We start from the raw sequence: 26,569 nt of genomic DNA, 5'->3' as shown, positions 1-26,569 counted from the left end.
GGGGGTGCGGGGCGTGCTGGTCACGCGGGACCTTCCGTCGGTGTCTCGTTGCGGCGGTGCTCGGGGCGGGCGGGTGCCCTGGTCTCGCCGGGGTGAACGGCGAGGACCGGCCGGGTTGTTCCCGGCGGCCTCAGCGACAGAGCGCGCTGCAGGTGCGCAGCAGGTCGACGTGGGCGCGCCCGTGGAAGAGGGCGGCCGGCGCCACTCGCAGGGTTCGGTCCACGTGCCCAGTGTGGGTGACGGCCCCAACCGGGGACGAATGCTGTCCAGAGTTTGAAATTTCAACCGCGCCGCGGGTCCGTCCCCGGGTCACAGCGTGCGGGTGGTGACCAGGGTGTCGCCGTGCAGCGGGTCGGGCTGCACCCGGTCGGTCTCGACGAAGCCGAGCTTGGCCAGCACCCGCCGTGAGGCGGTGTTCCACTCCCGGACCGTGGCCCACACCCGCCGGTACCCCGACGACCTGGCCCACTCCAGGACGGCCTCGGCCGCCTCGGTGGCGTAGCCCCGGCCCCAGAACCGGCGCAGCAGCTCGTACGCGAGCTCCGGCTCCCCCTCGCACGTGCCCTCGACCAGGCCGCAGTACCCGACGACCTCGCCGTCGGCCTTGCGCTCCAGCGCCAGCAGGCCGGTGGAGCCGGGCGGGTGGGTGCGGATCCACTCCTCGAGGTCGGCGACGGTGGGTCGCCCGGCGGCGTCGACCCGGCGGTGCGGCGGTACCCGGGGGTCGCGCTCCAGCCACAGCTGCCGCTGCACGACCGCCTCCTCCACCCGCCACGGGCGGAGCACCAGCCGCCCGGTCTCGAGCACCACCTCCGGTCCGCCCACGGCCCCATCCTCCCGGTCGCCCGGACCCCTCAGCGGGGCGGGACGGGCGGCTGGACGGCGGGATAGCGGTCCCAGCTGGCGGCCGGACGGAGCCCGAAGTGCTCCACGACCCGGTCCGCGGCCGCCTCGGGACCGGTCGTCTCGGTGTCGATGCGCAGGTCGGCGGGCGGTCGCTCGACGTCGGTCCGGGCGGCCCGCAGCTGGCGCAGCGTCTCGACGCTGGTGAGCTTGGCGAACTCGGAGCGGCTCGGCAGGGCGATGCGGCGCTCCTGCTCGGCCTCGCCCACCGTGAGCTCGACGAAGACGGTGCGCCCGCCGGCGTCGGCCACGCACGCCCGGGCACGCTCGGCGAAGCCCGGCTGCACCGTGGCCTCGGGGGCGAAGGTGAACAGCAGCGAGACGTCGGCCAGCGCCGCCGCACGGAAGGTCGAGAGCCAGAAGTGCTCGCGCAGCTCGACGAAGGGCGGCGTGCCGAAGGGGAAGACGGCGGTCAGCGCGTCCACCACCAGGTGGTTGTGGAAGACGCCGTAGTGCAGCCGCTGCGAGAGCGCACGGGCCACCGTCAGCTTGCCGGCCGCCGCGGGACCGTGCAGGAAGACGAGGTGCATGGTGCCCAGGCTGGCGGGGACGACCGGTGGCCGCAACGGGGTTGTCGGCAGCCGGCGGGGCGCGGGGCGATGAGTCCGGAGCCGCAGCGGGGTCTGACTGGCGAGCACGGGCACCAGGCCCTGACCAGGACAGGAGGACGACGATGGACGCGCAGCTGCTCGACTCGGCGGTGGACCAGACGCGGGAGGTGGCCCGGTGGGTCGAGGGCGCCGACCCCGGCGCCCCGGTGCCGACCTGCCCGGAGTGGACGCTGGCCGACCTGGTGGGGCACATCGGCTCCACCCAGCGGTGGGTGGACCGGCTCGTGGTGGAGAAGGTCGCCGACCCGGCCGCCGCCTTCAGCCTGGGCTGGGAGGAGGCGCCGGCGGATGCGTCGCAGTGGCCGGCGTGGCTGGTTGAGGGCGCCGACCGCACGAGGGCGTCCTTCGCGGCGGCCACCGGCGGGGCCGACGTCTTCGACCCCTCCGGCGGCGGGGACGGACTGGCGTTCTGGTCGCGCCGGCTCTTCGGCGAGGCCGCCGTCCACCGCATCGACGCCGCCGCCACGCTCGGCCTGGACTACCACCTCGACCCGGACCTGGCGGTGGCCGCGATCGAGGACTGGCTCGGCACGATCGCCTCCAGCGGCTGGGCGCAGCACGTGCCGGGCTTCACCGAGGCCGTGCGCGGCGACGGCCAGACGCTCGCCTGGGTGGCGGTGGACACCGGTACGGCCTGGCTGCTGCGGCGCACCGACGCCCCGCTCGTCCTCACCTCGGGCCGCCACCTCGCCCGCGAGGCGGAGACGGCCACCGTCACCATCTCCGGACCGGCCTGCGAGCTGCTGCAGGTGGTCAGCCGCCGCCTGCCCGTGGACGCCGCCCGGTCGTGCACGGTCGTCGGCGACCGCGCCGAGCTCGACCACCTCGTCGACCACATGGACTGGGTCGGCGCCTGACCCGGACGCGGCGCAGGAGGTGCGTCCGGGCGGACGCACCTCCTGCCGCTGACGGGGGTGTGCTCAGGCGGCCGGCTCGTCCATCGACGCACCGGTCTCCAGCAGGGTCTTGAGCCCCGACAGCGACCACAGCCAGCCGCCACCGCCCTGCTGCGGGTCGCCGCCACCGGCGACCTCGGGCGCCAGCTGCGGGGCGGCGGTGACGTCGTGGGTCAGCACCACCCGGGTCAGCCCGCTGGGGAACTCGGTCAGCTCCCAGGTCACCTGGGTGGGCTCGGAGTCGGGGTACCAGCCCGGCTTCCAGCTGAGCACCAGCCGGTTCGGCGGGTCGATCTCGAGGACCCTGCCCTCGACGGCGACGTCGCCCATGCCCATCTGCCTCATCTGCTCGGTGGTGAGGTTGTTGAACACCCCGCCGGGACGGGGCTCGAACTCGACGTCGCCGCCGTAGCCCCAACGGCTGGTGTACTCCGACTGCGTGATGGCGTCCCAGACCTTCTGGGCCGGGGCCTTGATGTAGACGCTGTAGGTCTGGACCAGGTTCTCGCTCATGGTGTGTCGTCCTTGTTCGGTTCGGGTGTCTCGAGGTGGTGCTTGAGGTCGAGCAGGAGGGCGGCGACGCCGGCCCGCTCGGTGTACTTGCCGATCCAGCGCTCGTGGATCTGCTGGATGGGGACGGGGTTGAGGTGGTGCAGCTTCTCCCGGCCCTGCTTGCGCGAGACGACGAGGTCGGCCTGCTCGAGCAGGCGCAGGTGCTTGGCCACCCCGAACCGGGTCATCTCGACGTGCTGGTTGACCACGGCCTCCAGCTCACCCAGCGAGCGGCCGTCCCGCTGGAAGAGCGCGTCCAGGAGGAGCCGGCGGACCGGATCCGCCAGCGCCCTGAACACGAGGTCGTCGGTGTCCATGCCCCGACGATAGGTGACCATTTAGTCACGTGTCAACGATCTGACAGGATGCCGCCATGGACAGGATCGGGCGCTACGTGCTGAGCCGCCGGCTCGGGGCCGGCTCCTTCGCCACCGTCTGGCAGGGCCGCGACGAGGAGCTCGACGTCGACGTCGCGGTCAAGGTGCTGGCCGACAACTGGGCGGCCAACGAGGACGTCCGGGCCCGCTTCCTGTCCGAGGCGCGGCTGATGCGCCGGATCCGCGACCCGCGGATCGTGCGGGTCTACGACATCGGCACGCTGCCGGACGGGCGTCCCTACTTCGTCATGGACTACGCCGCCGGCGGCTCGCTGGAGGACGTCCGACGCCGCCGCGTCGCCCCGACGCTGGCGCTGCACCTGGCCGCCGAGGCCGCCCGCTGCCTGCACGTCCTGCACGAGCACGACGTGATCCACCGCGACGTCACCCCCGGCAACCTGCTGCTGGACGGCGACCCGCTCACCGGCGGGCACGTGCTCCTGGCCGACCTGGGGGTGGCCAAGGAGATGGTGGCCGAGATGGCCTCCACGATGACCGCCGGCACCCCGGCCCACATGGCGCTGGAGCAGGCCACCGGCAACGGGGCGCTGGACCGCCGGGCCGACGTCTACTCGCTGGCCTCGGTGTGCTTCACCCTGCTGACCGGGGAGCCGCCCTTCCCGGTCCGGACGCTGGCCGACCTGATGGCACGCGACCCGCACGCCGCTCCGCCGCCGGTGGCCGCCTCGGTCGGCGCGCCGCCGGAGCTGGACCACCTGCTGGCCGCCGCGCTCTCCCCCGTGCCCGGACGCCGGCCGCCCACCGCGCAGGTGCTGGCCGACGAGCTGGACGCGCTGGTGGCCCGGATGGGCGGGGTGCAGCGGACGACCCGGCCCCCGGTGGCCCGCGACGACGCCACCGTGCTGCGGCCGAGCGGCCCGGGATGGTCGCTGCCGCCGACGACGACCCGGCCCCAGCCGGCCGCCACCGCGCCGTTCTACCCGCCGACCCCGCTGCCGGCCGGCAGCCCCGGGTCCGTCCCGCCGCACCACCCGGGCACCCCGGCCACCCTGCCGCCGCGGCCGCAGCCCCACCCGGTCGGCTTCGCCCCCGTCCCGGCCGCGCCGCGCCGCTCCTGGGGGTTCCCGACCTTCGTGGCGGTGGTCTCGGTGCTCGCCTTCGTGCTCGCCCTCTCGGTCACGGTGAGCCTCGGCTGAGCCGGCGGCTCAGCTGGCCCGGGTGACCGCCCACTGCCGGATCCGGTCGATGCGGGCCTGGATCTGCGCGGCGTCGGCCGCGGCGAGCACCGGCCCGCCGCAGGCCTCCCGCAGTGTGTTGTGGATCACCCCGTGGGGTTCGCCGGTGCGGTGGTGCCAGGCCGCCACCAGCCCGTTGAGCTCCCGGCGCAGGTCGCGGAGCTGGGCGTGGGTCGCGCGGGCGGCCTGCTCCTCGCCGCCGCGGTTCCCGCGGGCCACCTGCTCGGCCTGGCGCCGCTTCAGCAGGTCGCGGACCTGCTCGGGCTCGAGCAGCCCCGGCAGGCCCAGGTAGTCGGCCTCGTCGACCGAGCCCGAGGCACCGCCGAGCCCGTACTCCCCGCCCTCGAAGAGCACCCGGTCGAAGTCGGCGGCGCTGGCCAGGGCGGCGAACTCGCCCTCCTCCTCCATGCCGCCGGGTTCGTCCTCCACCCGCTCCTCGTCCAGCGGGTCGAGCTCGATCTCCTCGGTGCGGGTGGCCACCTTGAGCGCGTGGTCGCGCTGCAGCTCCATCTCCGCCGCGTGCGAGAGCAGGGTGGCCACGCTGGGCACGAACACCGAGGCCGTCTCGCCCCGGCTGCGGGCGCGGACGAACCGACCCACCGCCTGGGCGAAGAACAGCGGCGTCATCGTGGTGGTGGCGTAGACACCGACCGCCAGCCGGGGCACGTCCACGCCCTCGGAGACCATCCGCACCGCCACCATCCAGCGCTGGTCGCCGGCGGAGAAGTCGCTGATCTTCCTGCTGCTGCCCGGCTCGTCGCTGAGCACCACGGTGGGCTTCTCGCCGCTGATCCGCGCCAGGATCGAGGCGTAGGCGCGGGCGCTGGTCTGGTCGGTCGCGATCACCAGCCCGCCGGCGTCGGGCACGTGGTTGCGCACCTCGGTGAGCCGGGTGTCGGCGGCCTGCAGCACCGCCGGCACCCACGCACCCTTGGGGTCGAGGGCGGTGCGCAGCGCCTGCGCGGCGAGGTCCTTGGTCAGCGGCGACCCGAGCCGGGCCGCCACCTCGTCGCCGGCCTTGGTGCGCCAGCTCATGTCGCCGCTGTAGGCCATGAACAGCACCGGCCGCACGATCCGGTCGGCGAGCGCCTCGGCGTAGCCGTAGGAGTAGTCGGCCTGCGAGCGCAGGTGGCCGGTGCCGTCGTGCTCGTAGCGCACGAACGGGATGGGGTTGGAGTCGGAGCGGAACGGCGTGCCCGTCAGCGCCAGCCGCCGGGTGGCCGGGTCGAAGGCCTCGCGGACCGCCTCGCCCCAGCTGCGGGCGTCGCCGGCGTGGTGGATCTCGTCGAGGACCACCAGCGTCTTCGTCCGCTCGACCCGGATCCGCAGCGCGTTCGGGTTGACCGCCACGCCGGCGTAGGTGAGGGCGAAGCCCTGGAACTCGCTGCTGGTCGCGCCCTGGCGGGTGCCGTAGTCGGGGTCGATGGCCAGCCCGATCCGCCCGGCTGCCTCGGCCCACTGGGTCTTGAGGTGCTCGGTCGGCGCCACCACGACCACCTGCGAGACGACCCGCCGGTTGACCAGCTCCGCGGCCAGCGTGAGGGCGAAGGAGGTCTTGCCGGCGCCGGGGGTGGCCACCACCAGGAAGTCACGGGGCTGCCGCTCGCGGTAGGCGTCCAGCGCCGCCTGCTGCCAGGCCCGCAGCTTCGGCACGGTGCCCCAGGCCGCCCGGTCCGGGAACGCGGGAGGCAGGCGCTCGGGGTGGGCGAGCTCGAGCTGGTCGGGCTCGTTCTCGGCGGCGGGGGGTGTCACTGGCCCCACTGTAGTGCTGACCGGCGACACCGGCAGAACCGCGACGCGCAGCCGGCCGGCGGTCCCCGCCGCGCGGGCTCAGCCAACTTTTCGTGCTCCTTTCTGCCGCTCACAGCCGCTGCCGCGGAGGCGGGTCTAGCGTCGGCGCAGGGGGCGATGACGATGACGTCGAACAGGTGGTTGAGGGGCCTCGCGGTCGGGGCGTGCGGGGTGGCGCTGGCGATGACGCCGGCCGTGGTACCAGGAGCCGAGGCGGCCACGTGCCCGTCGGTGAGCTGGGGGTCGTTGCCGGAGGTGGACGCCACCTTCACGGCCAACGACATCGAGTCGGTCCGCAGCGGGCGGCACGCCTGCTACGACCGTCTGGTGATCGACCTCGACCGCCGCGGCGTCGGCTACGACGTCCGCTACGGCGCGGTCTACACCGAGGGCGCCGGGGAGCGGGTGTCGCTGCGCGGCACCGACATCCGGATCACCGTGCGGGCCTGGGGCCGCGAGCTCAGGAACTCCCGCGAGCTGGTGGACGTCCGCGGCTACGACACCTTCCGCCAGGTGGCCTTCGCCGGCACGTTCGAGGGTCAGACCACCCTCGGGCTCGGGGTGCGGGCCCGGCTGCCGATGCGGGTCTTCGAGCTGGACGGTCCCGGCTCGGGCTCGCGGCTGGTGATCGACGTCGCCCACCACTGGTGAGCGGGGCCGGTCACCCCGGGTGACCGACCGGGCCCTCGCGGACGCCCAGCGTCGTGCGTGCGCGAGGGTCCGGTCCACCGGCACCCGTCGGCTCAGCCACCCGGGGGCAGGCAGCGGTCCAGCCGCTCGGCGAAGTCCCGGAGGAACTCCGCGCGGTAGTCGCTGACCCAGCGCGCGCCCGGGATCTGACCGATCGCCTTCTCCGGGTCGTGGTCGTCGCACCACCAGTGGGGATGGCGCTGCGAGACGTGCGTGGTCGCCTCCTGCGTCGCCGGTGCGGCGGTGAACGCGCCCTGGAGGCCGTCGAGCTCGGGGTGGGAGCTCTCGACCCGGTAGGGGACCTCGCGCACCTGATAGGTGCTCAGCCGGAACCGGATGCCGTCGCCGACGTCCACGCCCGCCGGGAAGGGGCCGTGGTCGCGGTTGTCGACCACCAGCCGGCTGACGTCCGTCGCGGCGTAGCCCGCCGGCCTCGGGAGGGTGATCTCCACGGGCGCGTTCGTCTCGACCACGTCGGCAGCCGTCGTCAGGCGGTGGAACGAACGCTTGCGAGGTGCCCAGAGCCTGACGAACCGACCGCCCCAGCTCGGTGCGGCCGGGTCCTGGCGGCCGTGGAGCAGCCACGTCAGCGTCGGCGAGTCGCCCATCTTGAGGTGGGGCAGCTGCGCGGCGAAGAAGTCCCCGAGCGCCCCGTGCCCCGCCACGTGCTCGTCGACGAACCTGACGTTGTCGGGGTCGTCGGTCCGGTCCCCGCGTTCGAAGAACCCCCGGTAGGTCGTGTTCGACTCGATCATCCGCAGCTGCGGGACGTTCTCCTCGACGTAGTTGTAGGCGTCGACCCCCCACATCGTGTTGGGCCCGCCGATGTAGTGCACCCGGAGGCTGCCGGCGATGTCGGGGGCGTCGCGCAGCGCCTGCGCCACGTCGTCGAGGCCACCCCAGACCAGGACGTCGAGCGGGCGGGGGTCCGGACGTCGGGCACAGCGGACGATCCAGTCCGAGCCCTCGGTCGCCCCGGTCGAGCCGTCGTCGGCGGCGACCTCGAAGGAGCCCTGCTTGGCGACCTCCCGCAACCGGTCCGGTTCGGGGTAGGAGGGGTCGTGCCGCCTCAGGTTGGGGTGGTCCACCTCGTAGCGGTCGATGACCTCGAGGATGTCCTCGACGCGGCCGCGACCGTACGGCGAGGCGACGAGACCCTCGATGTCGACCCTGTCGGCGTAGAGCAGCAGGTGGACCATGGACTGGAAGTCGTCGGGATCGGTGCCGCCGATGTCGGTCGAGACCAGCACTCGCGGCTTCTTGTCGGGCACGGGTGGATGCTCCTTCGGGTGCGACGTCGGACCTGGCTCGATTGTCGACGCTGCATCGACATGCACGCCACCGGCGCCCGCCGTCAGCGGCTCCACCGGTGGGCGTCGGGTCTAGCGCCCGGGCGCGGTGATCCGCCCGATCCGGGTGGCGAGCAGCACCGCGACCAGCGCGCTGGCCGACATCGCCGCGAACACGGTGCCGAACGTGGCCTGCAGACCGCTGCTGTCGTGCAGCAGGGCGAAGATCGTGCCGGCCGCACCGGCCAGCACGGCGTTGCCGAGCGCCTCGCCGACCTGCAGCGAGGAGGAGTTGCGGCCCTGCTCGCTCGGCCGGCTGAGGGTCATCATGGCCACCGAGGTGCTCGACATCAGCAGGCCCATGCCCAGCCCGGTGCAGATCCAGCCGACGCCGACCATGCCGAACCAGACCGAGGGGACGGCGGCGGTGACCGCGGTGACGAGCAGGCCGAGCAGCACCGAGCCGCAGCCCAGCGCGATCAGCCGCTCCCGGGGCAGCCGCACCCAGGAGCGCGACTGCAGCCAGGAGCCGGTGGTCCAGCCCACCGCGCCGACCGTCAGCGAGGCCCCCGCGAGCACCAGCGGCAGACCCCGGGTCTGCACCAGCATCAGCGGCACGAACGCCTCGGCGCCGAAGAAGGAGCCCGCGGCGGCGGCTCGCACCCACACCACCGACGACAACCCGGGCCGCAGCCGCAGGAACCCCGGCGGCATCAGCCGTGGGGCGGCGAGCAGCAGCGCGGCCAGGGCGGCCACGGCCACCGCGACGGTCACCGCGTCGATCCCCTCCGCGGCCCGCTGGCCGGCGAGCTGGATGCCGGCCGCGGCCACCGCCACCACCGCTCCCGCCCACAGCGGCACGGGCGTCGATGGCTCGGTGACGTCCAGGGCGCCGCTGCGGTGCAGCCGCAGCATCGTCGGCAGTCCCAGCGCGGCGGCCACGACCACCAGCGGCAGCACGCCGAAGAAGACCCAGTGCCAGCTGAAGGTCTCGGTGATCCACGCCGAGACGGGCGGGCCGACGAAGGCGGGCACCACCCAGGCGGTGGAGATCCAGGTCATCATCGTGGCGCGGTGGCGCTCGTCGAAGGCGCGGGCGATCACCACGAACAGGCCGAGGTTGAGCGCACCGGCCCCGACCCCCTGCACCAGCCGGCCCAGCAGCAGCTGCGGCATGGCCGTCGCCGCGCCGGCCACGACCAGACCGGCGGCGAAGGTGAGCATGCCCAGCACCAGCGGCCGCAGCGGCCCCACCCGGTCCGCGACCCGGCCCGCCACCACGGTCGCGGTCAGCATGCCGATCACGAACAGGGTGAAGGCCCAGGCGTAGTAGGCCACCCCGCCGAGGTCCTCGGCCGCCCGCGGCATCGCGGTGGCCACCGAGATGGACTCGAAGGCGATCGCCACCACCCCGATGCACAGGCCCACGCCGAGGGCCCGCCGGTCGACGTCCTGGGTGGCCGCGGCGGGCGGTTCGGCGGGGGCCTGCTGGTCGGTCATCTGCTCTTCCGTCCGGGTGTGGTCGTGCTGGTCGCAGACCATGGCAGCACCTCCAGCACGCTGGAGGTCAAGCGGGTTCAGACCGGGCGGGTCAGCACCAGCGCCTCGCCCCGGGTCACCGCGATGGTGTGCTCGGAGTGCGCCGCCCGGCTGCCGTCGGCGCTGCGCAGCGTCCAGCCGTCGGGGTCGACCACCAGCTCGTCGGTGCCGGCCATGAACCAGGGCTCGACCGCGATCACCAGCCCCGGCTTCAGCACCATGCCGCGGCCCCGCTGCCCGGTGTTGGGCACGTGAGGTTCCTGGTGCATGGTGCGGCCCACCCCGTGCCCGCCGAACTGGTCGTTGACCGGGTAGCCGTAGGTGGCCGCCACCTCGGCGATCGCCGCCGAGACGTCACCGATCCGGCGTCCGGAGCGGGCGGCGTCGATGGCCGCCTCGAGCGCCTGCTCGGTGGCCCGGACCAGCCGCTCGTCCTCGGGCGTGGACCGTCCGCCGACGCTGAAGGTGACCGCCGCGTCGGCGACCCAGCCGTCGACGGCGACGGCCAGGTCGAGGGTGAGCAGGTCGCCGGCGGCGAGCGCGTAGTCGTGCGGCAGGCCGTGCAGCGCCGCGTCGTTGACCGACGTGCAGATGTAGTGGCCGAAGGGCGAGGCGCCGAAGGAGGGGTGGTAGTCGACGTAGCAGCTGACCGCGCCGCGGCGGCGCACCAGCTCCTCCACCCGGGCGTCGATCTCCAGCAGGTTGGTGCCCACGCCGACGCTCTCGCGCAGCTCGGCCAGGGTCTGCGCCACGAACTCCCCCGCGGGGCGCATGCGTTCGACCGTGCGGGGGCTGTGGAGCTCGACCATGGGATCCAACCTAGGCCCTCCGGCCTGGACTACAGTGGCGGGATGAGCCAGCAGACGCAGCCGCAGCTGAGCCCCGGCGCGCAGACGGTGATCGACGAGCGCACCGAGCACCGGCTGGACGAGGGCGACCACGAGCGCTTCTCCCACTACGTGCCGAAGGCCCCGCTGACCGAGGCCATGGTGATGGGCACCCCCGTGGTGGCCCTGTGCGGCAAGGTGTGGGTGCCCAGCCGCAACCCCGACAAGTTCCCGGTGTGCCCGGAGTGCAAGGAGATCTGGGAGAGCCTGCGCGACGACGAGGGCGGCGAGGGCTGACCGCTCAGACCGCGGCCTCGTAGGGCTGCTCGGCCGAGCGGTCGCCGGGCAGCAGGTCCCCGGTCTCGCCCGCCAGCACGGCACGGCGACCGAGCACGTGCAGGTACGCCAGCACGGCCGCCCACACCGTGGCGCCGATCCCCACCCGGGCCCAGGCGGGCAGGGTGCTCGGGGTCAGCAGGCTCTCCAGGGCACCGCTGACGAGCAGCACCGGCACCAGCCCCAGCGCGGTGCTGGCGGCGGCGCGTCCCTCCTGCGCCAGCGCGGCGCCCCGGCTGCGCGCTCCCGGTGAGATCCAGGCCCACGCCAGCCGGAGCCCCCCGGCGGCGGCGATCCAGATGGCGGTGAGCTCCAGCAGCCCGTGCGGCAGGATCAGGCCGAAGAAGACGTCGGCGCGGTCGTGGCCGACCATGAACCCGGCGGCGACGCCCAGGTTCTCGGTGTTGGTCCACAGCACCAGCAGCAGCGGCACCAGGGCCACCCCGAGCAGCAGGCAGAGCGCGGCCACCCGGGCGTTGTTCAACCACACCTCCAGGCCGAAGGCGTGGGCGGGGTTGTCGCTGTAGTAGGCGGCGAAGTCGTGCTCCACGTAGGCCCGCTGCAGCTCGGGCGGCAGCAGCGAGTCGGCCAGGGCGGGGTCGGCGGCCACCCGCGAGGCGACGAGGACGCCGAGCAGGACCGTCACCACGGCCGTGCCCAGGGCCAGCCACCGCGAGCGGTACACCGCGGCCGGGAAGGCGACGGTGAGGAAGCGCACCAGGACCGGCAGCAGCACCGGGCTGGTCCCGGTCAGCACGCCGCGGGCGCGCGCCAGCAGGTCGGTGAGCCGGGCCTCGAGCAGGGGGTCGTAGCCGCTCGCCCTCACCACCGACAGGTGGGTGCCGACCCGGGCGCAGAGGTCCACCAGCTCGTCGGCCTGGGCACCGGTCAGCGGACGCCGGCCGGAGGTCAGCGCGTCCAGCCGGTTCCACTGCTCCTCACGCTCGGCGACGTAGGAGTCGATGTCCATGGGCCGCACCCTAGTGCGCGGACGGTCTGCGGCCGGCCGGTCAGCCTCCCCGGGGAGCCGGACGGGCCCTAGGCTCGCCTGGTGATCATCACCGGGGACGCCGTCCGGCTGGACCTGCGTCCCGCCCGGCTGCCCACCCGGGCGCTGTCGGCCGTGGTCGACCTGACCTGGATGGGTGCGCTGGTCCACCTGTGGACGCGGGCCACCGAAGGGCTGGCGACCTCGGGCTCGGGCAGCAACGCGCTGGCGCTGGCCGGCTCGCTGGTGATCACCTTCGCCGCCCCCATCGCCGTGGAGACGCTGAGCCGGGGACGCACCCCCGGGCGCTGGGCGATGGGGCTGCGGGTCGTCCGCGACGACGGCGGGGCGATCCGGCTCCGGCACGCGCTGACCCGCTGGCTGGCCTTCTGGCTGGTCGACTTCTCGGTGCTGACCCTGGGCGTGCTGGGGCTGGTGGTGGCCGGCGTCCACCCGCAGGGCAGACGGATCGGGGACCTGCTGGCCGGGACGGTGGTGGTGCGGGTGCGGGCACCGCGGCGACCGCCGCCGCTGCCCGACCCCGACCCCGAGCTGGCCGACTGGATGGCCCGGCTGCAGCTCAGCGGCGTCCCCGACGACCTGCTGGCGGCGGCCCGGACGGTGGTCCGCCGCCGCCGGAGCCTGCGCGCCGTCCCCCGCCAGCAGCTGATGGAGGACCTGGCCAGCCGGGTGTGGCAGCGGATCACCCCGCCGCCCCCGCGCCAGCTCACCAGCGAGGAGCTGCTGGTGGCCGTGGTGGCCGAGCGGCGGCGTCGTGCCCGGGACCGCAGCGCACGCGCCAGCTCGGTGCCGACCGCGGAGCAGCTGCCCGCCGGCTGGCGCTGACCGGCTCTCAGCCGGCCCGGCCGATGGCGGCCAGCTTCTCCTGCAGCACGACCCGCTCGGCCGCGCTCGGGCACAGCTCGAGCGCGGTCCGCAGCTCCTCCCCCGCCTCCGCCAGGCGTCCCAGCCGGCGCAGCAGCTCGCCGCGCACACCCGGCAGCAGGTGCGACCCGCGCAGGCTCCCCGCCGCGACCAGGGCGTCCACCAGCGCCAGCCCGGCGGCCGGGCCGTCGGCCATCGAGACGGCCACCGCCCGGTTCAGGTCCACCACCGGCGACGGGGCCACCTGCGCCAGCGCGTCGTAGAGGACGACGACGCGCTCCCAGTCGGTCTGGGCCACGGAGGGCGCCACCGCGTGGCACTCCGCGATCGCGGCCTGCAGCCCCAGCGGACCCAGGCCCCGCCCCACCGACCCCGCCCGCCGCAGCGCGGCCCGGCCACGGCGGATCGCGGCCCGGTCCCAGCGCCGGCGGTCCTGGTCCTCCAGCAGCACCGGCCGGCCGTCCTCGCCGACCCGGGCCGGGAAGCGGGCGGCGGTGAGCTCCAGCAGCGCCAGCAGCCCCTGCGCCTCCGGCTCGTCGGGGACGAGCTGGGCCACCACGCGGGCCAGCCGGACCGCCTCGGCGGCCAGGTCGACCCGGATCCAGCCCTCCCCCGAGGTGGTGGTCGAGCCCTCGGTGAAGACCAGGTACACGACGGTGAGGACCGACCCGAGACGCTCGCGCACCCCTGCGGCGTCGGGCACCTCGAAGCGGACGCCGGCCGCCGCCAGCGTCTTCTTGGCCCGGGTGATGCGCGCCTGCACGGTGGCGGTCGGCACCAGGAAGGCCCGGGCGATCTGGTCGCTGCTCAGCCCGGCCACCACCTTCAGCGTCAGCGCGACCTGCGCCTCCCGCGACAGCATCGGGTGGCAGGCCAGGAACATCAGCGCCAGCACGTCGTCGTGGATCCGGTCGGGGTCCCACAGCTCGTCCTCGGCGCTGCCGGCCACCAGCGACCCGGCCGCGCCGACGCCGGTGCCGGCGTCGCGGGCCAGCGCGGCGTAGCGCTGGTCGAGGGCCGCCCGCCGCCGGAAGGCGTCGATCGCCCGACGCCTCCCGACGGTGAGCAGCCACCCGCCGGGGTTGCGCGGCACGCCGTCGCGGGGCCAGCTCACCAGGGCCTCGGCCAGCGCCTCCTGGGCGAGGTCCTCGGCCAGCTCGAGGTCGCCGGTGCTGCGGGCCAGCGCACCGACGACCCGCGCCGACTCGATCCGCCAGACGGCGGCGACGGCCTCGCGGCCGGTGCCCGGCTCGCTCACAGCTGGCCGGTCGCCTCCCGCCAGGCGCGCTCCTTGCGGATCCACTCGTTGTCCTGCGGGAACTCGTCGATGCTGGTGACGCGGCGGATCTCCGCCTTCATGCCGGGGCCGGCGAGCGGGGCGCGCCTGGCCCACTCCACCGCCTCCTCCTGGGAGGCGACGTCGAGGATCCAGAAGCCGCCGAACAGCTCCTTGGTCTCGCCGTAGGGGCCGTCGGTGACCACCGGGGGCTGGCTGGAGTAGTCCACCACCACGCCCTTGGCCGCGTCGTCCAGACCCTCGGCGGCCACCAGCACGCCGGCGGAGATGAGCTCGGCGTTGTAGCGGCCCATGGCGTCCATCACCTGCTCGAAGTCGACCTCGGCGAAGGCCTGCTCCGCCTCGTCGCTCGCCCGCATGATGAGCATGTACTTCATCTCGTCCTCCTGTGGAGTCCGGGTCCCCTTCGGACCCTCTCACAGTGAGGTCGAACGGCGGGAGGCCGAGATCGACAACCGCGCAGAAAAATGTGCGCCGGTGTCAGTACCGGTAGTGCTCGGACTTGAACGGCCCGGTCGGGGCGACCCCGAGGTACTCCGCCTGGGCGTCGGTCAGGGTGGTGAGCCTGGCGCCGAGCGCGGGCAGGTGGAGCCGGGCCACCTCCTCGTCCAGGTGCTTGGGCAGGGTGTGGACGCCGATCGGGTAGCCGGCGCCCGTCTGCTCCCCGGAGCCCGCGACCCCCACCCCGGCGGGCGCCGGCCACGGCAGCTCCTCGCCGCGGGCGCGGGCCCACAGCTCCATCTGGGCCAGCACCTGGTTGGTGAAGGAGTTGCTCATCACGAAGCTGGGGTGGCCGGTGGCGTTGCCCAGGTTCAGCAGCCGGCCCTCGCTCAGCACGATGACGCCGTGGCCGTCGGGGAAGCGCCACAGGTCGACCTGCGGCTTGACGGTGGTGCGCTGGATGCCCTCGACGGCCGCCAGCCCGGCCATGTCGATCTCGTTGTCGAAGTGGCCGATGTTGCCGACGATCGCCTGGTGCTTCATGCGGGCCATGTGCTCGGCGGTGACCACGTCGCGGTTGCCGGTGGCGGTGATGACGATGTCGGCCTCGCCGACCACGTCGTCGAGGGTGGCCACCTGGTAGCCGTCCATCGCGGCCTGCAGCGCGCAGATGGGGTCGATCTCGGTGACGACCACCCGGGCGCCCTGGCCGCGCAGCGACTCCGCGCAGCCCTTGCCGACGTCGCCGTAGCCGCAGACGACCGCCACCTTCCCGCCGATGAGGACGTCGGTGGCCCGGTTGATGCCGTCGACCAGCGAGTGCCGGCAGCCGTAGCGGTTGTCGAACTTGCTCTTGGTGACGGAGTCGTTGACGTTGATGGCCGGGAACAGCAGCGTGTCGTTGCGGGCCATCTCGTACAGCCGCATCACGCCGGTGGTGGTCTCCTCGCTGACCCCGACCACCGAGCTGGCCAGCGCCAGCCAGTCGGTGCGGCCCTCGGCGAGGTTCCTGCGGAGCAGCTCGAGGATGATCCGCAGCTCCTCGGGGTCGGTCTCGGCGGCCTCGCTGACCTGGCCGGTCTTGATCGCCTCGACCGCCTTGTGCACCAGCAGGGTGGCGTCACCGCCGTCGTCCAGGATCATCGTGGGCTGCTCGCCCTCGGGCCAGGTGAGAGCCTGCTCGGCGCACTCCCAGTACTCCTGGAGCGTCTCGCCCTTCCAGGCGAACACCGGGACGCCCCGGGGGTCCTCGGGCGTGCCGTCGCCGACCACCACGGCGGCGGCGGCGTGGTCCTGGGTGGAGAAGATGTTGCAGGAGGCCCAGCGGACCTCGGCCCCCAGCGCGGTCAGCGTCTCGATCAGCACCGCGGTCTGCACCGTCATGTGCAGCGAGCCGGCGATACGGGCGCCCGCCAGCGGCTTGCTCTCGCCGAACCGCTCCCGCATCGCCATCAGCCCGGGCATCTCGTGCTCGGCGAGGGTGATCTCGGTGCGGCCGAAGTCGGCCAGGCTCAGGTCGGCGACGCGGAAGTCCATGCGGACGAGCCTACTTGGCGCCGCACCCTCCCCCGTCCCCGCGACCGCCCGAGGCGCCCCCCACGAACCCGGCCCCGCTGTATGTCGTCCAGGTCACGGACGGCGTGCCGCGGCGTGTCGCGCTGTCCGGCGGCGACGACGTACACGTTCCCAGGTTCGACCACCGGAGCCCGGGCGGGCGGGGGTGCCGCGACGTCCCGCGGCAGGTCCGGGGCTCGGAGAGCTGGATGGGGCGCCGCGCCCTGAGAACGTGTACGCGGTGGGGCCGGGACAGCCCGACACGCCGCGACACGCCGGCCGAGACCCCGACGACATACAGCCGGGCAGGGTGGCGGGGCGGTCGGGGTCAGGGCGGAGGGGTCAGGGGCGGGAGGCGGGGGCGGTGTCGATGTCGGGCTCGAGGTAGAGGGCGGAGACCATCGGCTCGGCCTCGCGGATGCGGGCCTCGGCGGCGTTGATGACGCGCGCCACCTCGGCGGCGCGGTCGGCGGCGGGGACGGCGATCTTCGCCGCCACCAGCACCTCCTCCGGTCCCAGGTGCAGGGTCTTCATGTGGATGACCCGCTCCACGCCGTCGGTGCCCTCCAGCGCCCGGCGCATCTTCTGGATCGACTCCGGGGTGGCGGACTCCCCCAGCAGCAGGCTCTTGGTCTCGACGGCCAGCACCACCGCGATGGCCACCAGCAGCAGTCCGATCATCGCGGTGCCGGCCACGTCGAAGTAGCCGTTGCCGGTGATCAGGGTCAGCCCCACCCCGATCAGCGCGAAGACCAGACCGAGCAGGGCGCCGAGGTCCTCCAGCAGGATCACCGGCAGCTCCGGGGAGCGGGCGGAGCGCACGAAGCGGACCCACGACTGCTTGCCCTTGGCGTGCCGGGACTCGCGGATGGCCGTGCGGAAGGAGAACGACTCCGCGACGATGGCGGCCACCAGCACCACCAGCGGCACCCACCACCAGCGGCCCTCGATCAGCTCGTTGGGGTGACCGGCGTGCACCTCCTCGTACTTGTGGTACGCCTCGTAGAGCGCGAACAGACCGCCGACGCTGAACAGCACGATGGCCACGACGAAGGCGAAGACGTAGCGCTCGCGGCCGAAACCGAAGGGGTGCTCCGGCGTGGCCGCCCGCTTGGCCCGGCGCCCGCCCACCAGCAGCAGGGCCTGGTTGCCCGAGTCGGCGACGGAGTGGATCGCCTCGGCCAGCATCGACGACGCCCCCGTCAGCACCCAGGCCGCGAACTTGGTGACGGCGATGAAGAGGTTGGCGACCAGCGCCGCCACGACTGCCTTGGTCCCACCGGATGCGCTCACCCGTGCATCCTGTCAGCCCCGGCGGCTCCGTCGCACCCGGCTCCCCACCCGACCCGCCGCGGCTAGGCCGAGTCGAGGCGGTCGAGCCCGATGGCCAGGTAGGCCGCGGCGAACAGCCCCTTCTGCAGCAGCACCGCGTAGCGCAGCAGGTCCGCGCCCTCGTCGTGGCGGAGGTGGCAGGTGCGGACGTCGGCGATCTCGGCCGCGCCCACGAGCTGGCGCCCGGCCACCGCCACGATCTCGTCGGTCCGCCCGTCGTCGAGCACCACCAGGCAGGGACGACGGTCCGTCGCCGGGCCGTCGAACGGGTCGGCGAAGGGGTCACGGGGCTCGGCGGCGGTCACCACAGGCATCAGCGCCTCGGCGTCGGCCGCCAGCGCCGGACGTCCGCTGGCCGCCCGGACGGCCTCGGCCACCCGGCGGCTGGCCCGCGCGGCGAGCACCGAGCCGCCCCACACCAGCGGCTGGGTGTCGGCCAGCGAGAGGGCCAGGTCCTTGGCCGGGTTCGAGGACAGGTCCACCCAGGGCGAGCACTCCTCGGCCACCCGGTCCAGCGCGGTGGCCACCGCCTCCGCCTCGACGGGCGGGCCCAGCTGGAGGGCGTGCAGCGCGGCCGCGACCACCACCACCGCCGCCAGCGGGTCCGAGGTCGTCGTGTGCAGCACCGTGCTGGCGCGCGACCCGGCCGACTCGACCACCGGGGACAGCGCCGGCGCGGCCACCAGCAGCTGGGCGCCCCGGCGGACGGCCTCGTGCGTGGCGTGCACCAGCGACTGCTCGCCGCCGTGGGAGGCCAGCACCACCACCAGGTCCAGCGCCCCCACCCAGCCGGGCAGGGCGGGCCCGGGCCAGGCCATCAGCGGGACCGGGCAGACGGGCTCCAGCAGCGAGCGGACCAGCCGGGCCTCGCTCCCCACGGCCACCACGGCGCGCGGGCGGATCGGGTCGTGCAGCCTTGAGGTGGGCTCGCGGGCGGACTCGGCCTCGATCCGCACCCGGGCCCCGGCACCGGCGAGCCGGCGCAGCAGCGGGTCGGCCTGCTGCAGGACGTCGCGGTCCTCCAGCCGGGCGTCGTCGAACTCCACCGCGACCTCCTCGGCTCAGCCCTCGCTCGGGCGGCGGGCCTCGTCGACCAGCAGCACCGGGATCTGGTCGCGCACCGGGTACGCCAGCCCGCAGGCGGTGTTGGTGCAGACCAGCTCGTCGGCCTCGTGGTCGACGGCCAGGCTGCTGTGGCAGTTCGGACAGGCCAGGATCTCCAGCAGCTCCGGAGCCAGGTCGACGGCCATCACGCCCTCCTTCGTCTCGTCGTCGGCGGACACGGCGGCGGCCGTCACCGGGTGGACGCCGCCTCCGCGGGGGCCCGGACCAGGGCCAGCACCTCGTCGCGCACCTCCGCCATGGTCGATCCAACCACGGCCTCGACGTTCAGCCGAAGCAGCGGCTCGGTGTTGCTCGGCCGCAGGTTGAACCACCAGCCGTCACCGCGGACGGTGAGCCCGTCGAGCCGGTCGGGGGTGCCCCGCCCGGTGAAGGCCTCCTCCACCCGGTCCAGCGTCGCGGGGGCGTCCACCACCGTGGAGTTGATCTCGCCGGAGGCGACGTAGCGCTCGAAGCGGCGCACCAGCTCCGAGACCGGCCGGCCCTCCCGGGCGCGCAGCGCCAGGACGTGCAGCGCGGCCAGCATGCCGGTGTCGGCCCGCCAGAAGTCGCGGAAGTAGTAGTGGGCGGAGTGCTCGCCGCCGAACACCGCCTCGTGCTCGGCCATCGCCGCCTTGACGTAGGTGTGGCCCACCCGGGACACCACGGTGGTGCCGCCGGCCTCGGCCACCACCTCGGCGACGCTGCGGCTGGTGATGGTGTTGACCACCACCGTCCCGCCGGGCTCGCGGGCGAGCTCCTGGGCCGCGATCAGCGCGGTGATGGCCGAGGGGGCCACCACCTCGCCGCGCTCGTCGATGATGAAGCAGCGGTCGGCGTCGCCGTCGAAGACCAGGGCCAGGTCCGCGCCGTGCTCCACCACCGCGCGCCGGGCGTCGACCAGGTTCTCCGGCTCCAGCGGGTTCGGCTGGTGGTTGGGGAAGGTCCCGTCGAGGTCGGTGTAGAGCCCGACCAGCTCGATCGGCAGCCCGCCGAGCACGCTCGGCAGGGTGTGCCCGGCCATCCCGTTGCCCGCGTCGGCCACCACGGTCAGCCGCGGGCCGTCCGCCAGCGCCGACAGGTCGACCAGCGAGTGCAGGTGGGCGGTGTAGTCCCCCAGCAGGTCGCGCTCCTCGAGGGCGCCGGTCGGCTCCCCGGGCAGCTCCTCGGCGGCCAGCGCCAGCTCGGACAGGTCGGTGAGCATCGCCGGGGTGACCGGGCGGGCACCGGCCAGGCAGAACTTCACGCCGTTGTCGTGGCCGGGGTTGTGGCTGGCGGTGAACATCACCCCGGGCAGGTCGAGGAAGCCGGAGGCGAACCAGAGGCCGTCGGTGCTGCACAGCCCGGCGTCGACCACCCCCACCCCGGCCGACCGCGCGCCGTCGGCGAAGGCCCGGCTCAGCTCGGGGCTGCTGGTGCGCATGTCGCGGCCGAGGACGAGCCGGTCACCGGGACGCAGCCCCAGCACCTGCACCCAGGCCCGGCCCAGCACACGGGCGCCGTCGGCGTCCCAGTCGCCGCCGGGTCCGACCCGCCCGCGGATGTCGTTGGCCTTGAAGATGCCTCTGCTCAGCACGTCGCCTCAGCGGTCGGGGTCGGTCAGCACCGTCAGGTGCCGCTTGCGGGCCAGCTCCACCAGCTCGGTCGGCGGCTGCTGCTCCTCGCGCCGGGGAGCCTCGCCGGCCTCGGCCAGCCCCACCTCGCGGACGGCGTCGGCCAGCGCGAGCAGGTCGTCGACGCTGTGCTGCGGCTCCTCCTCGACGGCCAGCCGGATGACCTCCCAGCCCAGCGGCACGCTGAGCCCCTGCGCGTGGCGGCCGCACAGGTCGTAGGCGCCCGGCTCCGCCCGCAGCGCCAGCGGCCCCAGCACCGCGGTGGAGTCGGCGTAGACGTAGGTCATGGTGGCCACCGCCGGGGCCGAGCAGCTGGTGCGCGAGCAACGCCTGGACCTCATGGTGGTCGACCGTACCGCCCAGCGGCGGACCGCGCGGGCCAACCCGCCGAACTGCTCCCGCGCACTAGGCTGACACCATGCCCAGCCGTCGTCGCGACCGCCACCAGCGCGGCATCCGGGGTCCGATGGCGCTGCCCAACCGGTTCACCGGTGCCCCGGTCCGGCTCCGGCGCACCCCCCGGCGCAGCGAGCTGTTCGACCGCGCCGTGCGCGACGCGCTGGCCCGGGTGGCCAGCCGCTGCCCCGAGGCCGTGGCCGGCATCGAGGTGGGGATCGAGGACGTCCCGCTGCTGGCCAGCGCCTGGAGCGGGGACCGGGTGCCGCTGGCGGCCGCCCTGGAGCCCACCGACACCACCCCGGGACGGGTGGTGATCTACCGCCGTCCGCTCGAGCTGCGGGCCGAGGACACCACGCTGCTGCGGGCCCTGGTGCACCGGACGCTGGTCGAGCAGCTGTCGGCCCTCACCGGGCTCAGCGTCGACGAGATCGACCCCGACGGGGACGACGACCTCGACTGAGCGCCCGCGCCGGGCTGCTCACCACAGGTGCGGGTCCTGCACCGGGGCGACCGCGGCCCGGACCGCACCGGTGCCCACCAGCGGCGCGCTGGACAGCCCGTCGTCCGAGGCGAGCACCACGGCGCCGTGGAGCTCCCCGGCCAGCACCTCCACGCGTCCCAGCCCGCCGCCGGTGACCACCACGGTGGACCCGCCGGCGACCTCGACCTCCTGACCGCCCGCACCGGCGAGCGGCAGCACCCGGGCCCGGGCCGGCTCACCGCCGGGGTTGGCCAGCACCAGCCGTCCCTGCGCCCCCTCGACCTCGGCGACGCCGACCGCGGCGCCCTCGAGCGCGGCGGTGGACGTCACCACGGCGAGGTCGCCGTCGGGGTCCTCGGCCAGCAGCGAGGCGGCCACCGGCTGGCTGCCACGGAGCCGCAGGGTGGTGGCGTCGGTGCTGAAGCCCTCGTCCAGCTCGACGGTGGCGGTGCCGCGGGCGGGCACGTCCACCTCGCCGTCGACGCCCGCGGGGACGAACGGGGCACCGGAGCCCAGGGCCTCCACCGACACCTGCGCGCGTCGCTCGCCGGGGTTGAACAGCACCAGCCGGCGCGCTCCCTCACCGCCGGGGACACCGGGCAGCACCACCGTGGCAGCGGGGTCGCGGCCGGGGGCGACCCACTCCGAGCTGCGGGCGGTGTCGTCGCGGTACAGCCGCTGCCGGCCGACCGCGGCCACCCGGCCGGTGGTGGTCTGCACCTGGACGGCCACGCCGCCGGTGGCGGTGAGCAGCGGCCCCAGCTCGACGGTCAGCGTGGAGCGGGCGGGCACCACCAGGTCCCGGGAGCCCTGCGCGGGCTGCTGGCCGTCCTCGTCGTGCAGGGTGAGGTTGACCACGGCCTGCCGCTGGTCGGGGTTGGTCAGCACCACGGCGGCCTGCTCGTCCTCGCCGCTGCGCAGCCCCACCAGCCAGGCGCCGGAGCCCGCGGGCGCGCAGCCCAGCTGGCTCAGACCGGGGTCGCTGCCGTCGGCGGCGCTCCGGGTCACCACGCCGGCGACCGAACCGGCCGCCTCCTCGGCGGCGACCAGCAGGCTCGTGCCGGTCAGGTCGGCGCGGAGCACGCCGTCCTCGGTCGACGGGTCGGCCACGGGGACGCCGTCGAGCCCGGTCACCTGCAGCTCGGACGGCTGCGCTCCCGGTGCCACCGCGGAGAGCGTGGCGCGCTGGTCCTGCGGCACCGGGCAGACCAGCTGGCTGGTGCCCGACACCGGGACGGCGGCCGGGGCCGGGACGGTCCGGGCCGGCAGCACGGCACCGGTCCCGACGACCACCAGCACCCCCAGCAGGGCCGCCAGCACCAGCAGCGCCGGACGCAGCGCAGCGTGCCTCATCGCCTCTCCTCCTCGACCGGACGGGCGCCGGCGTCGCGGCCGCGACGGGCGACCAGCTCCTCCTCGTCCTCACGCGACAGCGCCGGGGCGGCCATCACGACCACCGCCAGCAGACCCAGCAGCTGCAGCAGCGCGAGCGCCGTGACACCGGCCCGCGGGCCGTCCGGCGGCTGCGGGGCGCGGACCGGGGCGGCGGTGACCGTCCACACCCGCGACCCCTCGACGTCGCTGCCGACCTGCAGCCCCGGGGTGGTGCCGATGGCGGTGACGGCCGCCGGGTCGGCGCCGGTGACCCACAGGTAGCCGACGCCCAGCTCGGCCAGCCGGGCGCTCAGCTGCTCGTCGCCGCCGGTGCCGACGAGGCGCACCACGGTGCGAGCCAGCTCGTCGCGCTCGGCGGCGGTGACCCCGGTGCCGCGTTCGGTGTCCCCCAGCCGCGGGCCGTCCCCGGACAGCAGGTTCCAGCGCGGCTCCCCCTGCCCCAGCTCGACCGCCAGCGTGCGGACGGGCGTCTGCTCCATCGCGGTGGCGATGAAGGCGGGCACGGCGGCGTCGCGGCGCTGCACCGGCCCGGTCAGGCCGTCGAAGACCCACCACAGCGTGCCGACGCCCAGCAGCGTCAGCACGCACAGCACCGAGACGGCCCGGCGCAGCAGCACGGGTGCCGGCAGCCCGGACAGCCCGCGGGCCGCCGCCACCAGCAGGCCCCCGAACCCCAGCAGCAGCCAGCCGGTCACCTCGGGACGGGCGGGGTCGCCGTAGGGCGGGACGGCCACCACCAGGCGGCTCACCACCACGGCGGCGAGGAGGGCCGTCAGGGCGACGGCCCAGCCGGCCAGCACCGGCCGGTCGGTGCCGCGGCGGACGAGCGCGACCAGGGCCAGCAGCCACAGCAGCCCGCACAGCGACCCGCACACCAGCAGCGGCACCGGGCCGCCGTCGGACCAGGCGGCACCGGGCGTCTGACCCAGCAGCAGCCGCCAGGCCGCCACCGGCTCCGACGGCGCCAGCACCGGGTCGGGACCGGTCAGCGCCCGTCCCGGACGGGCGAGCAGGTCGGGCAGCCAGGGCGAGAGCAGCAGCAGCGGCGCTCCGACCGCCACCAGCGCCCGCCAGCGCAGCCGGAGGCGACGCCAGGCGAGCACGGCGGCGAGCACCGCGGCGGGCAGCAGCAGGGCGGGCAGCAGCGCAGCCAGCACCAGCAGCGAGAGGGCGACGCCGAACGCGCCACGGGTGGACTCCAGCCCGCTCCGTCGCACCATGCGGTGCCCGGCCACCACCAGCAGCGGCAGCGCCACCGCCCAGCCGGCGGCGAGCAGCGAGCCGCGCTGGGCGGCGCCGAGGACGGTCGGCAGCAGCGCCCACACGGTGGCGCAGCCGAGCAGGGTCGCGCCTCCCACGCCGAGGCTGCGCAGCGCGGCCCGGGCGGCGGCCCAGGCCAGCACCACGCCACCGGCGAGCAGGACGACCACGACCCAGTCGGCGTGGCCGCCGAGGGGGGTGGCGAGCAGGGCCAGCAGACCCAGCCAGGGCGGGCCGAGACCCTCGGGGCCGTCGAGGTAGCGCGACCAGCTGGCCTCGAACCCGGCGGGGCCGGGCAGCAGCTGGGTGGAGGTGAGGACGCCGGGCACCACCCAGCGGCCGAACACGCCGGCCACGGCCACCAGCGCCACCAGCAGCAGCAGCGGGGTGCGCCACCACGGCGGGGCGGCGTCCTCGCGGCCGGCGAAGTCGTCCCCGGTCAGCTCGTCGAGGGAGGTGTCGGGGTGGCCCGAGAGCGCCCGGAACCGGTCCGACACGGCGCCGGCGGCCCACTCCGCGCCCACGGCGAGGCTGTGCCACCACCGCGGCCGCAGCCGCTGGGCCCTGTCCACGCCGGCCCCGGCGACGGGGGCCTGCTCGACGCGCTGGCGGAGCCGCTGCCGTGCGGGCCGGGAGCCCAGGAAGTGGCGCAACGCGCGCCACTCGTCGGCGGCCCGGTCCGGTGCCTTGCCCAGCACGAACCCCACCATCCGCAGCAGGCAGCCCCACACCAGCCGGACGCTGGTGAGCGCTGCGGCCGCGCCGCGCCGGTGGGCCCAGACGGTGGCCATCCCCAGCGACCGGTCGACGGCCGCCGGGTGGGCGGTCGCGGCGGAGGCGGGACGCAGCCCGGCCCGGCCGACCCGGCGGTGCACCAGCAGCGCGGTGGGGGTGGTGGTGACGGTGAAGCCGGCACGGGTGGCGCGCCAGCCGAGCTCGACGCCGTCGCGGAAGACAGGCACCTCGGGCGCGAGCCCGCCCAGGGCGTCCCAGACCTCGCGGCGGACCAGCAGCCCGCAGGTGGACAGCCCGAGCACCCGCTCGGGGCGGTCGAGCTGGCCCTGCAGCACCTCCCCGGTCTCGGCCGAGGCGACCGCCCGGCCGGTGCCGGAGACGCTGATCCCGGTGTCCCACAGCCGGCGGGGCTGGTTGGCCCGCGAGGGGCGCAGCAGGGTGGGGCCGGTGATGTCGACGTCGCCGGCGGCGACCACGTGTCGCAGCAGCTCGCCGAGCACCTCGGGGGTGGCGACCACGTCGTCGTGCAGCAGCCAGATCCACTCCCGCCGGGGGACGGCGCGCGCCGCGGTGGCCGTCTGCGCGCGGGCGGCGCGCTCGGCGGCCTGCAGCCCGGCGGCGACGGCGTCGGCGAACCCGTGGCCGGGGTCGCCGTCGACCAGCAGGTCGACCACGCCGTCGCGGACGGCCTGCTGCAGCAGCTCCCCGCTCGGCCCGCCAGGGGTGTTGTCGACCACCACGAGCCGGTCCGGGGGCGGGTCCAGGGTCGCCAGCGAGGTCAGCGCGCTGGGCAGCCAGGTGGCGGAGTCGTGGGCGACCAGGACGGCGGTGACGTGCTCCCCGGAGAGGTCGACCGGCTCGGGCTCCTCGCCCGGCTCGTCGTGACGGGCCCAGGCCGCGGCGAAGGCGGAGGTGGTGGCGTCGGTGGTGTCCTCCAGACCCGGGGGGACGACCGGCTCCGGCTCGGGAAGGGTTCCGGCGGGGTCGCCTGGCTCGATCCGGTCCGACACCACGCGATCAACCCCAGCGGCACGTGGACGACTGACCCGGTGCGCCGCGAAACGGGGTCAGAAACAGCAGAAGGCGCCCCGGAGGGCGCCCTCATGCTATACGGCTCGCTTCTTCAGCTTGCGCCGTTCCCGTTCGCTCAGACCGCCCCAGATACCGAAGCGCTCGTCGTGCTGCAGGGCGTACTCCAGGCACTCGGCCCGCACCTCGCAGGAGAGGCAGACCTTCTTGGCCTCTCTGGTGGACCCGCCCTTCTCGGGGAAGAAGGCTTCCGGATCCGTCTGGGCGCAGAGTGCCCGCTCCTGCCAGCCCAGCAGCCCTTCGTCGTCGTCGGCGAACGCCTCCAACAGCTCGTGCATGCTTCCTCCTCGACCCGTCCGGCTCGCACTCGACCCGGACTTGGAATGAATTACACGCTTGTCATCCACTCCCCGTCAAGCGCCGGAGGCAGGCAGATGCTGTCCCGGGCGTGTCGCCGCCCGGGACGAGCTCGGCGTTCGGCTACTGTTCCCGCCCCCCGTCGCGGGGGCCGGGGTCGCGGGCCGGGTCCCGGCCGCGCTCCGGGCGGTCCGCGGGTGCCCACCCCGCGGGGTCCTGCGAGCTCCCCCAGCTGGAGGCGCCGGCACCGCGGGCGGCCTCCTCCGCCGTCGTCCAGACCGCGCCCGCGGCCTCGTCCGGCGCCCACACCGGGGCCTGCTGCTCCGTCTGCGGCGGCTCGGGCGTCTCGAGCTCGCGGCCCGGCGTCGCCGCCGCGGGCCCCTGCCCGGCGGCACTGCGGACGGCGCCGGCGGTGGGACGGGCGGCCCGGGCCAGCACGGAGGCCAGCAGCGCCACCAGCAGCGTCGGCACCGCGGCCGCGACCAGGGCGGGCACGAGGCCCGGCGGACGCCCGCCCTCCCCCGGCCCTCCCAGCAGCGACCAGCCGAGCAGACCCAGCTGGACCACCAGCGCCAGCCACGCGAGCACGGCCACCACGGCCAGCGCCCGACGCGGCAGCAGCGGCTGCGGCGTCGGGGCCGTCCCCGCCGGCCCGGTCGCTCCGCTCACGGCACCCCTCCTTCGTCCGGGGTCCA

Annotated in this window: 27 protein-coding genes; 6 read left to right on the top strand and 21 right to left on the bottom strand. The window is 75.2% G+C overall.

Annotated elements, in window-relative coordinates; genetic code table 11:
* Positions 1 to 309: 309 nt before the first annotated feature.
* Both GC722_RS12015 and GC722_RS12010 read right to left on the bottom strand, forming a co-directional pair.
* A complete protein-coding gene (locus GC722_RS12015; protein WP_197430082.1) occupies positions 310 to 825 on the bottom strand; it encodes a GNAT family N-acetyltransferase in 516 nt (171 codons plus the stop codon).
* A 29-nt stretch (positions 826 to 854) separates the two neighbouring features.
* Entirely contained in the window at positions 855 to 1,433 is a 579-nt protein-coding gene (locus tag GC722_RS12010) for a nucleoside/nucleotide kinase family protein (protein WP_197430080.1), read from the bottom strand.
* 143 nt (positions 1,434 to 1,576) lie between these two features.
* Here GC722_RS12010 and GC722_RS12005 point away from each other — a divergent pair, with 143 nt between their 5' ends.
* Positions 1,577 to 2,371 (top strand): maleylpyruvate isomerase family mycothiol-dependent enzyme, encoded by a 795-nt coding sequence (locus GC722_RS12005; RefSeq protein WP_156610390.1) that lies wholly within the window; start codon positions 1,577 to 1,579, stop codon positions 2,369 to 2,371.
* Between the two features lie 63 nt (positions 2,372 to 2,434).
* Here GC722_RS12005 and GC722_RS12000 read toward each other — a convergent pair whose 3' ends face one another.
* Both GC722_RS12000 and GC722_RS11995 read right to left on the bottom strand, forming a co-directional pair.
* A complete protein-coding gene (locus GC722_RS12000) occupies positions 2,435 to 2,923 on the bottom strand; it encodes an SRPBCC domain-containing protein (protein WP_156610388.1) in 489 nt (162 codons plus the stop codon).
* Positions 2,920 to 3,279, bottom strand: coding sequence for an ArsR/SmtB family transcription factor (locus GC722_RS11995; RefSeq protein ID WP_156610386.1), 360 nt, complete (start codon positions 3,277 to 3,279; stop codon positions 2,920 to 2,922). The genes GC722_RS12000 and GC722_RS11995 overlap by 4 nt, the downstream gene beginning before the upstream one ends.
* A 56-nt stretch (positions 3,280 to 3,335) precedes the next feature.
* Between GC722_RS11995 and GC722_RS11990 the strand changes: the two genes are divergently transcribed.
* On the top strand, positions 3,336 to 4,496 hold the full coding sequence (locus GC722_RS11990; protein WP_156610384.1) for a serine/threonine-protein kinase: 1,161 nt from the start codon (positions 3,336 to 3,338) through the stop codon (positions 4,494 to 4,496).
* Between the two features lie 9 nt (positions 4,497 to 4,505).
* Here the strand turns inward: GC722_RS11990 and GC722_RS11985 are convergent, their stop codons facing one another.
* The gene (locus tag GC722_RS11985; protein ID WP_456298115.1) at positions 4,506 to 6,287 is read right to left on the bottom strand and encodes a DEAD/DEAH box helicase; all 1,782 of its coding nucleotides are present in this window, start codon (positions 6,285 to 6,287) and stop codon (positions 4,506 to 4,508) included.
* A gap of 294 nt (positions 6,288 to 6,581) precedes the next feature.
* On the opposite strand from GC722_RS11985, the gene GC722_RS11980 reads away from it, so the two are divergent.
* On the top strand, positions 6,582 to 6,977 hold the full coding sequence (locus GC722_RS11980) for an AMIN-like domain-containing (lipo)protein (RefSeq protein WP_197430077.1): 396 nt from the start codon (positions 6,582 to 6,584) through the stop codon (positions 6,975 to 6,977).
* Positions 6,978 to 7,069: 92 nt separating this feature from the next.
* Here GC722_RS11980 and GC722_RS11975 read toward each other — a convergent pair whose 3' ends face one another.
* The 3 genes from GC722_RS11975 to map all read right to left on the bottom strand — a co-directional run bounded on the left by GC722_RS11975 (position 7,070) and on the right by map (position 10,653).
* Positions 7,070 to 8,287 (bottom strand): DUF1593 domain-containing protein, encoded by a 1,218-nt coding sequence (locus GC722_RS11975; protein ID WP_197430075.1) that lies wholly within the window; start codon positions 8,285 to 8,287, stop codon positions 7,070 to 7,072.
* A gap of 111 nt (positions 8,288 to 8,398) precedes the next feature.
* Positions 8,399 to 9,847: an MFS transporter gene (locus GC722_RS11970; protein WP_156610382.1), complete on the bottom strand. Its 1,449-nt coding sequence runs from the start codon at positions 9,845 to 9,847 to the stop codon at positions 8,399 to 8,401.
* 35 nt (positions 9,848 to 9,882) lie between these two features.
* A complete protein-coding gene (map, locus tag GC722_RS11965; protein WP_156610380.1) occupies positions 9,883 to 10,653 on the bottom strand; it encodes a type I methionyl aminopeptidase in 771 nt (256 codons plus the stop codon).
* 42 nt (positions 10,654 to 10,695) lie between these two features.
* On the opposite strand from map, the gene GC722_RS11960 reads away from it, so the two are divergent.
* Positions 10,696 to 10,968 (top strand): DUF3039 domain-containing protein, encoded by a 273-nt coding sequence (locus tag GC722_RS11960; protein WP_156610377.1) that lies wholly within the window; start codon positions 10,696 to 10,698, stop codon positions 10,966 to 10,968.
* Between the two features lie 4 nt (positions 10,969 to 10,972).
* Here GC722_RS11960 and GC722_RS11955 read toward each other — a convergent pair whose 3' ends face one another.
* On the bottom strand, positions 10,973 to 11,977 hold the full coding sequence (locus GC722_RS11955; protein ID WP_156610375.1) for a stage II sporulation protein M: 1,005 nt from the start codon (positions 11,975 to 11,977) through the stop codon (positions 10,973 to 10,975).
* 81 nt (positions 11,978 to 12,058) lie between these two features.
* Here GC722_RS11955 and GC722_RS11950 point away from each other — a divergent pair, with 81 nt between their 5' ends.
* Positions 12,059 to 12,841, top strand: coding sequence for an RDD family protein (locus GC722_RS11950; RefSeq protein ID WP_156610374.1), 783 nt, complete (start codon positions 12,059 to 12,061; stop codon positions 12,839 to 12,841).
* A 7-nt stretch (positions 12,842 to 12,848) separates the two neighbouring features.
* Here GC722_RS11950 and GC722_RS11945 read toward each other — a convergent pair whose 3' ends face one another.
* From GC722_RS11945 to GC722_RS11910, 8 genes are all read right to left on the bottom strand, one after another.
* On the bottom strand, positions 12,849 to 14,138 hold the full coding sequence (locus GC722_RS11945) for an RNA polymerase sigma factor (protein WP_331714743.1): 1,290 nt from the start codon (positions 14,136 to 14,138) through the stop codon (positions 12,849 to 12,851).
* Positions 14,135 to 14,554, bottom strand: a complete 420-nt coding sequence (locus tag GC722_RS11940) for a YciI family protein (protein WP_156610371.1) — start codon at positions 14,552 to 14,554, stop codon at positions 14,135 to 14,137. Before GC722_RS11940 ends, GC722_RS11945 begins: the two co-directional genes overlap by 4 nt.
* A 103-nt stretch (positions 14,555 to 14,657) precedes the next feature.
* Positions 14,658 to 16,154, bottom strand: coding sequence for an adenosylhomocysteinase (gene ahcY / locus GC722_RS11935; protein ID WP_156610370.1), 1,497 nt, complete (start codon positions 16,152 to 16,154; stop codon positions 14,658 to 14,660).
* A 360-nt stretch (positions 16,155 to 16,514) separates the two neighbouring features.
* Complete coding sequence (locus tag GC722_RS11930) at positions 16,515 to 17,465, bottom strand: cation diffusion facilitator family transporter (RefSeq protein ID WP_331714742.1); 951 nt, start codon at positions 17,463 to 17,465, stop codon at positions 16,515 to 16,517.
* Positions 17,466 to 17,527: 62 nt separating this feature from the next.
* A complete protein-coding gene (locus GC722_RS11925; RefSeq protein WP_331714741.1) occupies positions 17,528 to 18,550 on the bottom strand; it encodes a hypothetical protein in 1,023 nt (340 codons plus the stop codon).
* A gap of 15 nt (positions 18,551 to 18,565) precedes the next feature.
* On the bottom strand, positions 18,566 to 18,802 hold the full coding sequence (locus GC722_RS11920; protein WP_456298114.1) for a Trm112 family protein: 237 nt from the start codon (positions 18,800 to 18,802) through the stop codon (positions 18,566 to 18,568).
* Positions 18,799 to 20,181 (bottom strand): phosphohexomutase domain-containing protein, encoded by a 1,383-nt coding sequence (gene manB / locus GC722_RS11915; RefSeq protein ID WP_331714740.1) that lies wholly within the window; start codon positions 20,179 to 20,181, stop codon positions 18,799 to 18,801. Before manB ends, GC722_RS11920 begins: the two co-directional genes overlap by 4 nt.
* A gap of 6 nt (positions 20,182 to 20,187) precedes the next feature.
* Positions 20,188 to 20,559: a DUF3499 domain-containing protein gene (locus GC722_RS11910; RefSeq protein ID WP_156610368.1), complete on the bottom strand. Its 372-nt coding sequence runs from the start codon at positions 20,557 to 20,559 to the stop codon at positions 20,188 to 20,190.
* A 77-nt stretch (positions 20,560 to 20,636) separates the two neighbouring features.
* On the opposite strand from GC722_RS11910, the gene GC722_RS11905 reads away from it, so the two are divergent.
* The gene (locus GC722_RS11905) at positions 20,637 to 21,077 is read left to right on the top strand and encodes a metallopeptidase family protein (RefSeq protein ID WP_156610366.1); all 441 of its coding nucleotides are present in this window, start codon (positions 20,637 to 20,639) and stop codon (positions 21,075 to 21,077) included.
* Positions 21,078 to 21,095: 18 nt separating this feature from the next.
* On the opposite strand, the gene GC722_RS11900 is transcribed toward GC722_RS11905, so the two are convergent.
* From GC722_RS11900 to GC722_RS11885, 4 genes are all read right to left on the bottom strand, one after another.
* Positions 21,096 to 22,451: a DUF5719 family protein gene (locus GC722_RS11900; RefSeq protein WP_156610364.1), complete on the bottom strand. Its 1,356-nt coding sequence runs from the start codon at positions 22,449 to 22,451 to the stop codon at positions 21,096 to 21,098.
* Positions 22,448 to 25,501 (bottom strand): glycosyltransferase, encoded by a 3,054-nt coding sequence (locus GC722_RS11895; RefSeq protein WP_197430073.1) that lies wholly within the window; start codon positions 25,499 to 25,501, stop codon positions 22,448 to 22,450. Before GC722_RS11895 ends, GC722_RS11900 begins: the two co-directional genes overlap by 4 nt.
* A 93-nt stretch (positions 25,502 to 25,594) precedes the next feature.
* On the bottom strand, positions 25,595 to 25,855 hold the full coding sequence (locus tag GC722_RS11890) for a WhiB family transcriptional regulator (RefSeq protein ID WP_156610360.1): 261 nt from the start codon (positions 25,853 to 25,855) through the stop codon (positions 25,595 to 25,597).
* Positions 25,856 to 25,997: 142 nt separating this feature from the next.
* The gene (locus tag GC722_RS11885) at positions 25,998 to 26,543 is read right to left on the bottom strand and encodes a hypothetical protein (RefSeq protein WP_156610359.1); all 546 of its coding nucleotides are present in this window, start codon (positions 26,541 to 26,543) and stop codon (positions 25,998 to 26,000) included.
* Positions 26,544 to 26,569: the final 26 nt, after the last annotated feature.

The organism is Auraticoccus cholistanensis (assembly GCF_009742705.1).
GTDB lineage: Bacteria > Actinomycetota > Actinomycetes > Propionibacteriales > Propionibacteriaceae > Auraticoccus > Auraticoccus cholistanensis.
The sequence above is the reverse complement of the archived record's forward strand: the minus strand, read 5'-3'. Positions and strand labels throughout refer to the sequence as shown.

Bases quoted from the DNA above. Each gene is read 5' to 3' on its own strand.
- GC722_RS11960 (WP_156610377.1), top strand. From the start codon at position 10,696: ATGAGCCAGCAGACGCAGCCGCAGCTGAGCCCCGGCGCGCAGACGGTG.
- GC722_RS11995 (WP_156610386.1), bottom strand. From the start codon at position 3,279: ATGGACACCGACGACCTCGTGTTCAGGGCGCTGGCGGATCCGGTCCGC.
- map (WP_156610380.1), bottom strand. From the start codon at position 10,653: ATGGTCGAGCTCCACAGCCCCCGCACGGTCGAACGCATGCGCCCCGCG.
- GC722_RS11890 (WP_156610360.1), bottom strand. From the start codon at position 25,855: ATGCACGAGCTGTTGGAGGCGTTCGCCGACGACGACGAAGGGCTGCTG.
- GC722_RS11970 (WP_156610382.1), bottom strand. From the start codon at position 9,847: ATGGTCTGCGACCAGCACGACCACACCCGGACGGAAGAGCAGATGACC.
- GC722_RS11955 (WP_156610375.1), bottom strand. From the start codon at position 11,977: ATGGACATCGACTCCTACGTCGCCGAGCGTGAGGAGCAGTGGAACCGG.
- GC722_RS11900 (WP_156610364.1), bottom strand. From the start codon at position 22,451: ATGAGGCACGCTGCGCTGCGTCCGGCGCTGCTGGTGCTGGCGGCCCTG.
- GC722_RS11910 (WP_156610368.1), bottom strand. From the start codon at position 20,559: ATGAGGTCCAGGCGTTGCTCGCGCACCAGCTGCTCGGCCCCGGCGGTG.
- ahcY (WP_156610370.1), bottom strand. From the start codon at position 16,154: ATGGACTTCCGCGTCGCCGACCTGAGCCTGGCCGACTTCGGCCGCACC.
- GC722_RS12000 (WP_156610388.1), bottom strand. From the start codon at position 2,923: ATGAGCGAGAACCTGGTCCAGACCTACAGCGTCTACATCAAGGCCCCG.
- GC722_RS11990 (WP_156610384.1), top strand. From the start codon at position 3,336: ATGGACAGGATCGGGCGCTACGTGCTGAGCCGCCGGCTCGGGGCCGGC.
- GC722_RS11940 (WP_156610371.1), bottom strand. From the start codon at position 14,554: ATGAAGTACATGCTCATCATGCGGGCGAGCGACGAGGCGGAGCAGGCC.
- GC722_RS11905 (WP_156610366.1), top strand. From the start codon at position 20,637: ATGCCCAGCCGTCGTCGCGACCGCCACCAGCGCGGCATCCGGGGTCCG.
- GC722_RS12010 (WP_197430080.1), bottom strand. From the start codon at position 1,433: ATGCACCTCGTCTTCCTGCACGGTCCCGCGGCGGCCGGCAAGCTGACG.
- GC722_RS12005 (WP_156610390.1), top strand. From the start codon at position 1,577: ATGGACGCGCAGCTGCTCGACTCGGCGGTGGACCAGACGCGGGAGGTG.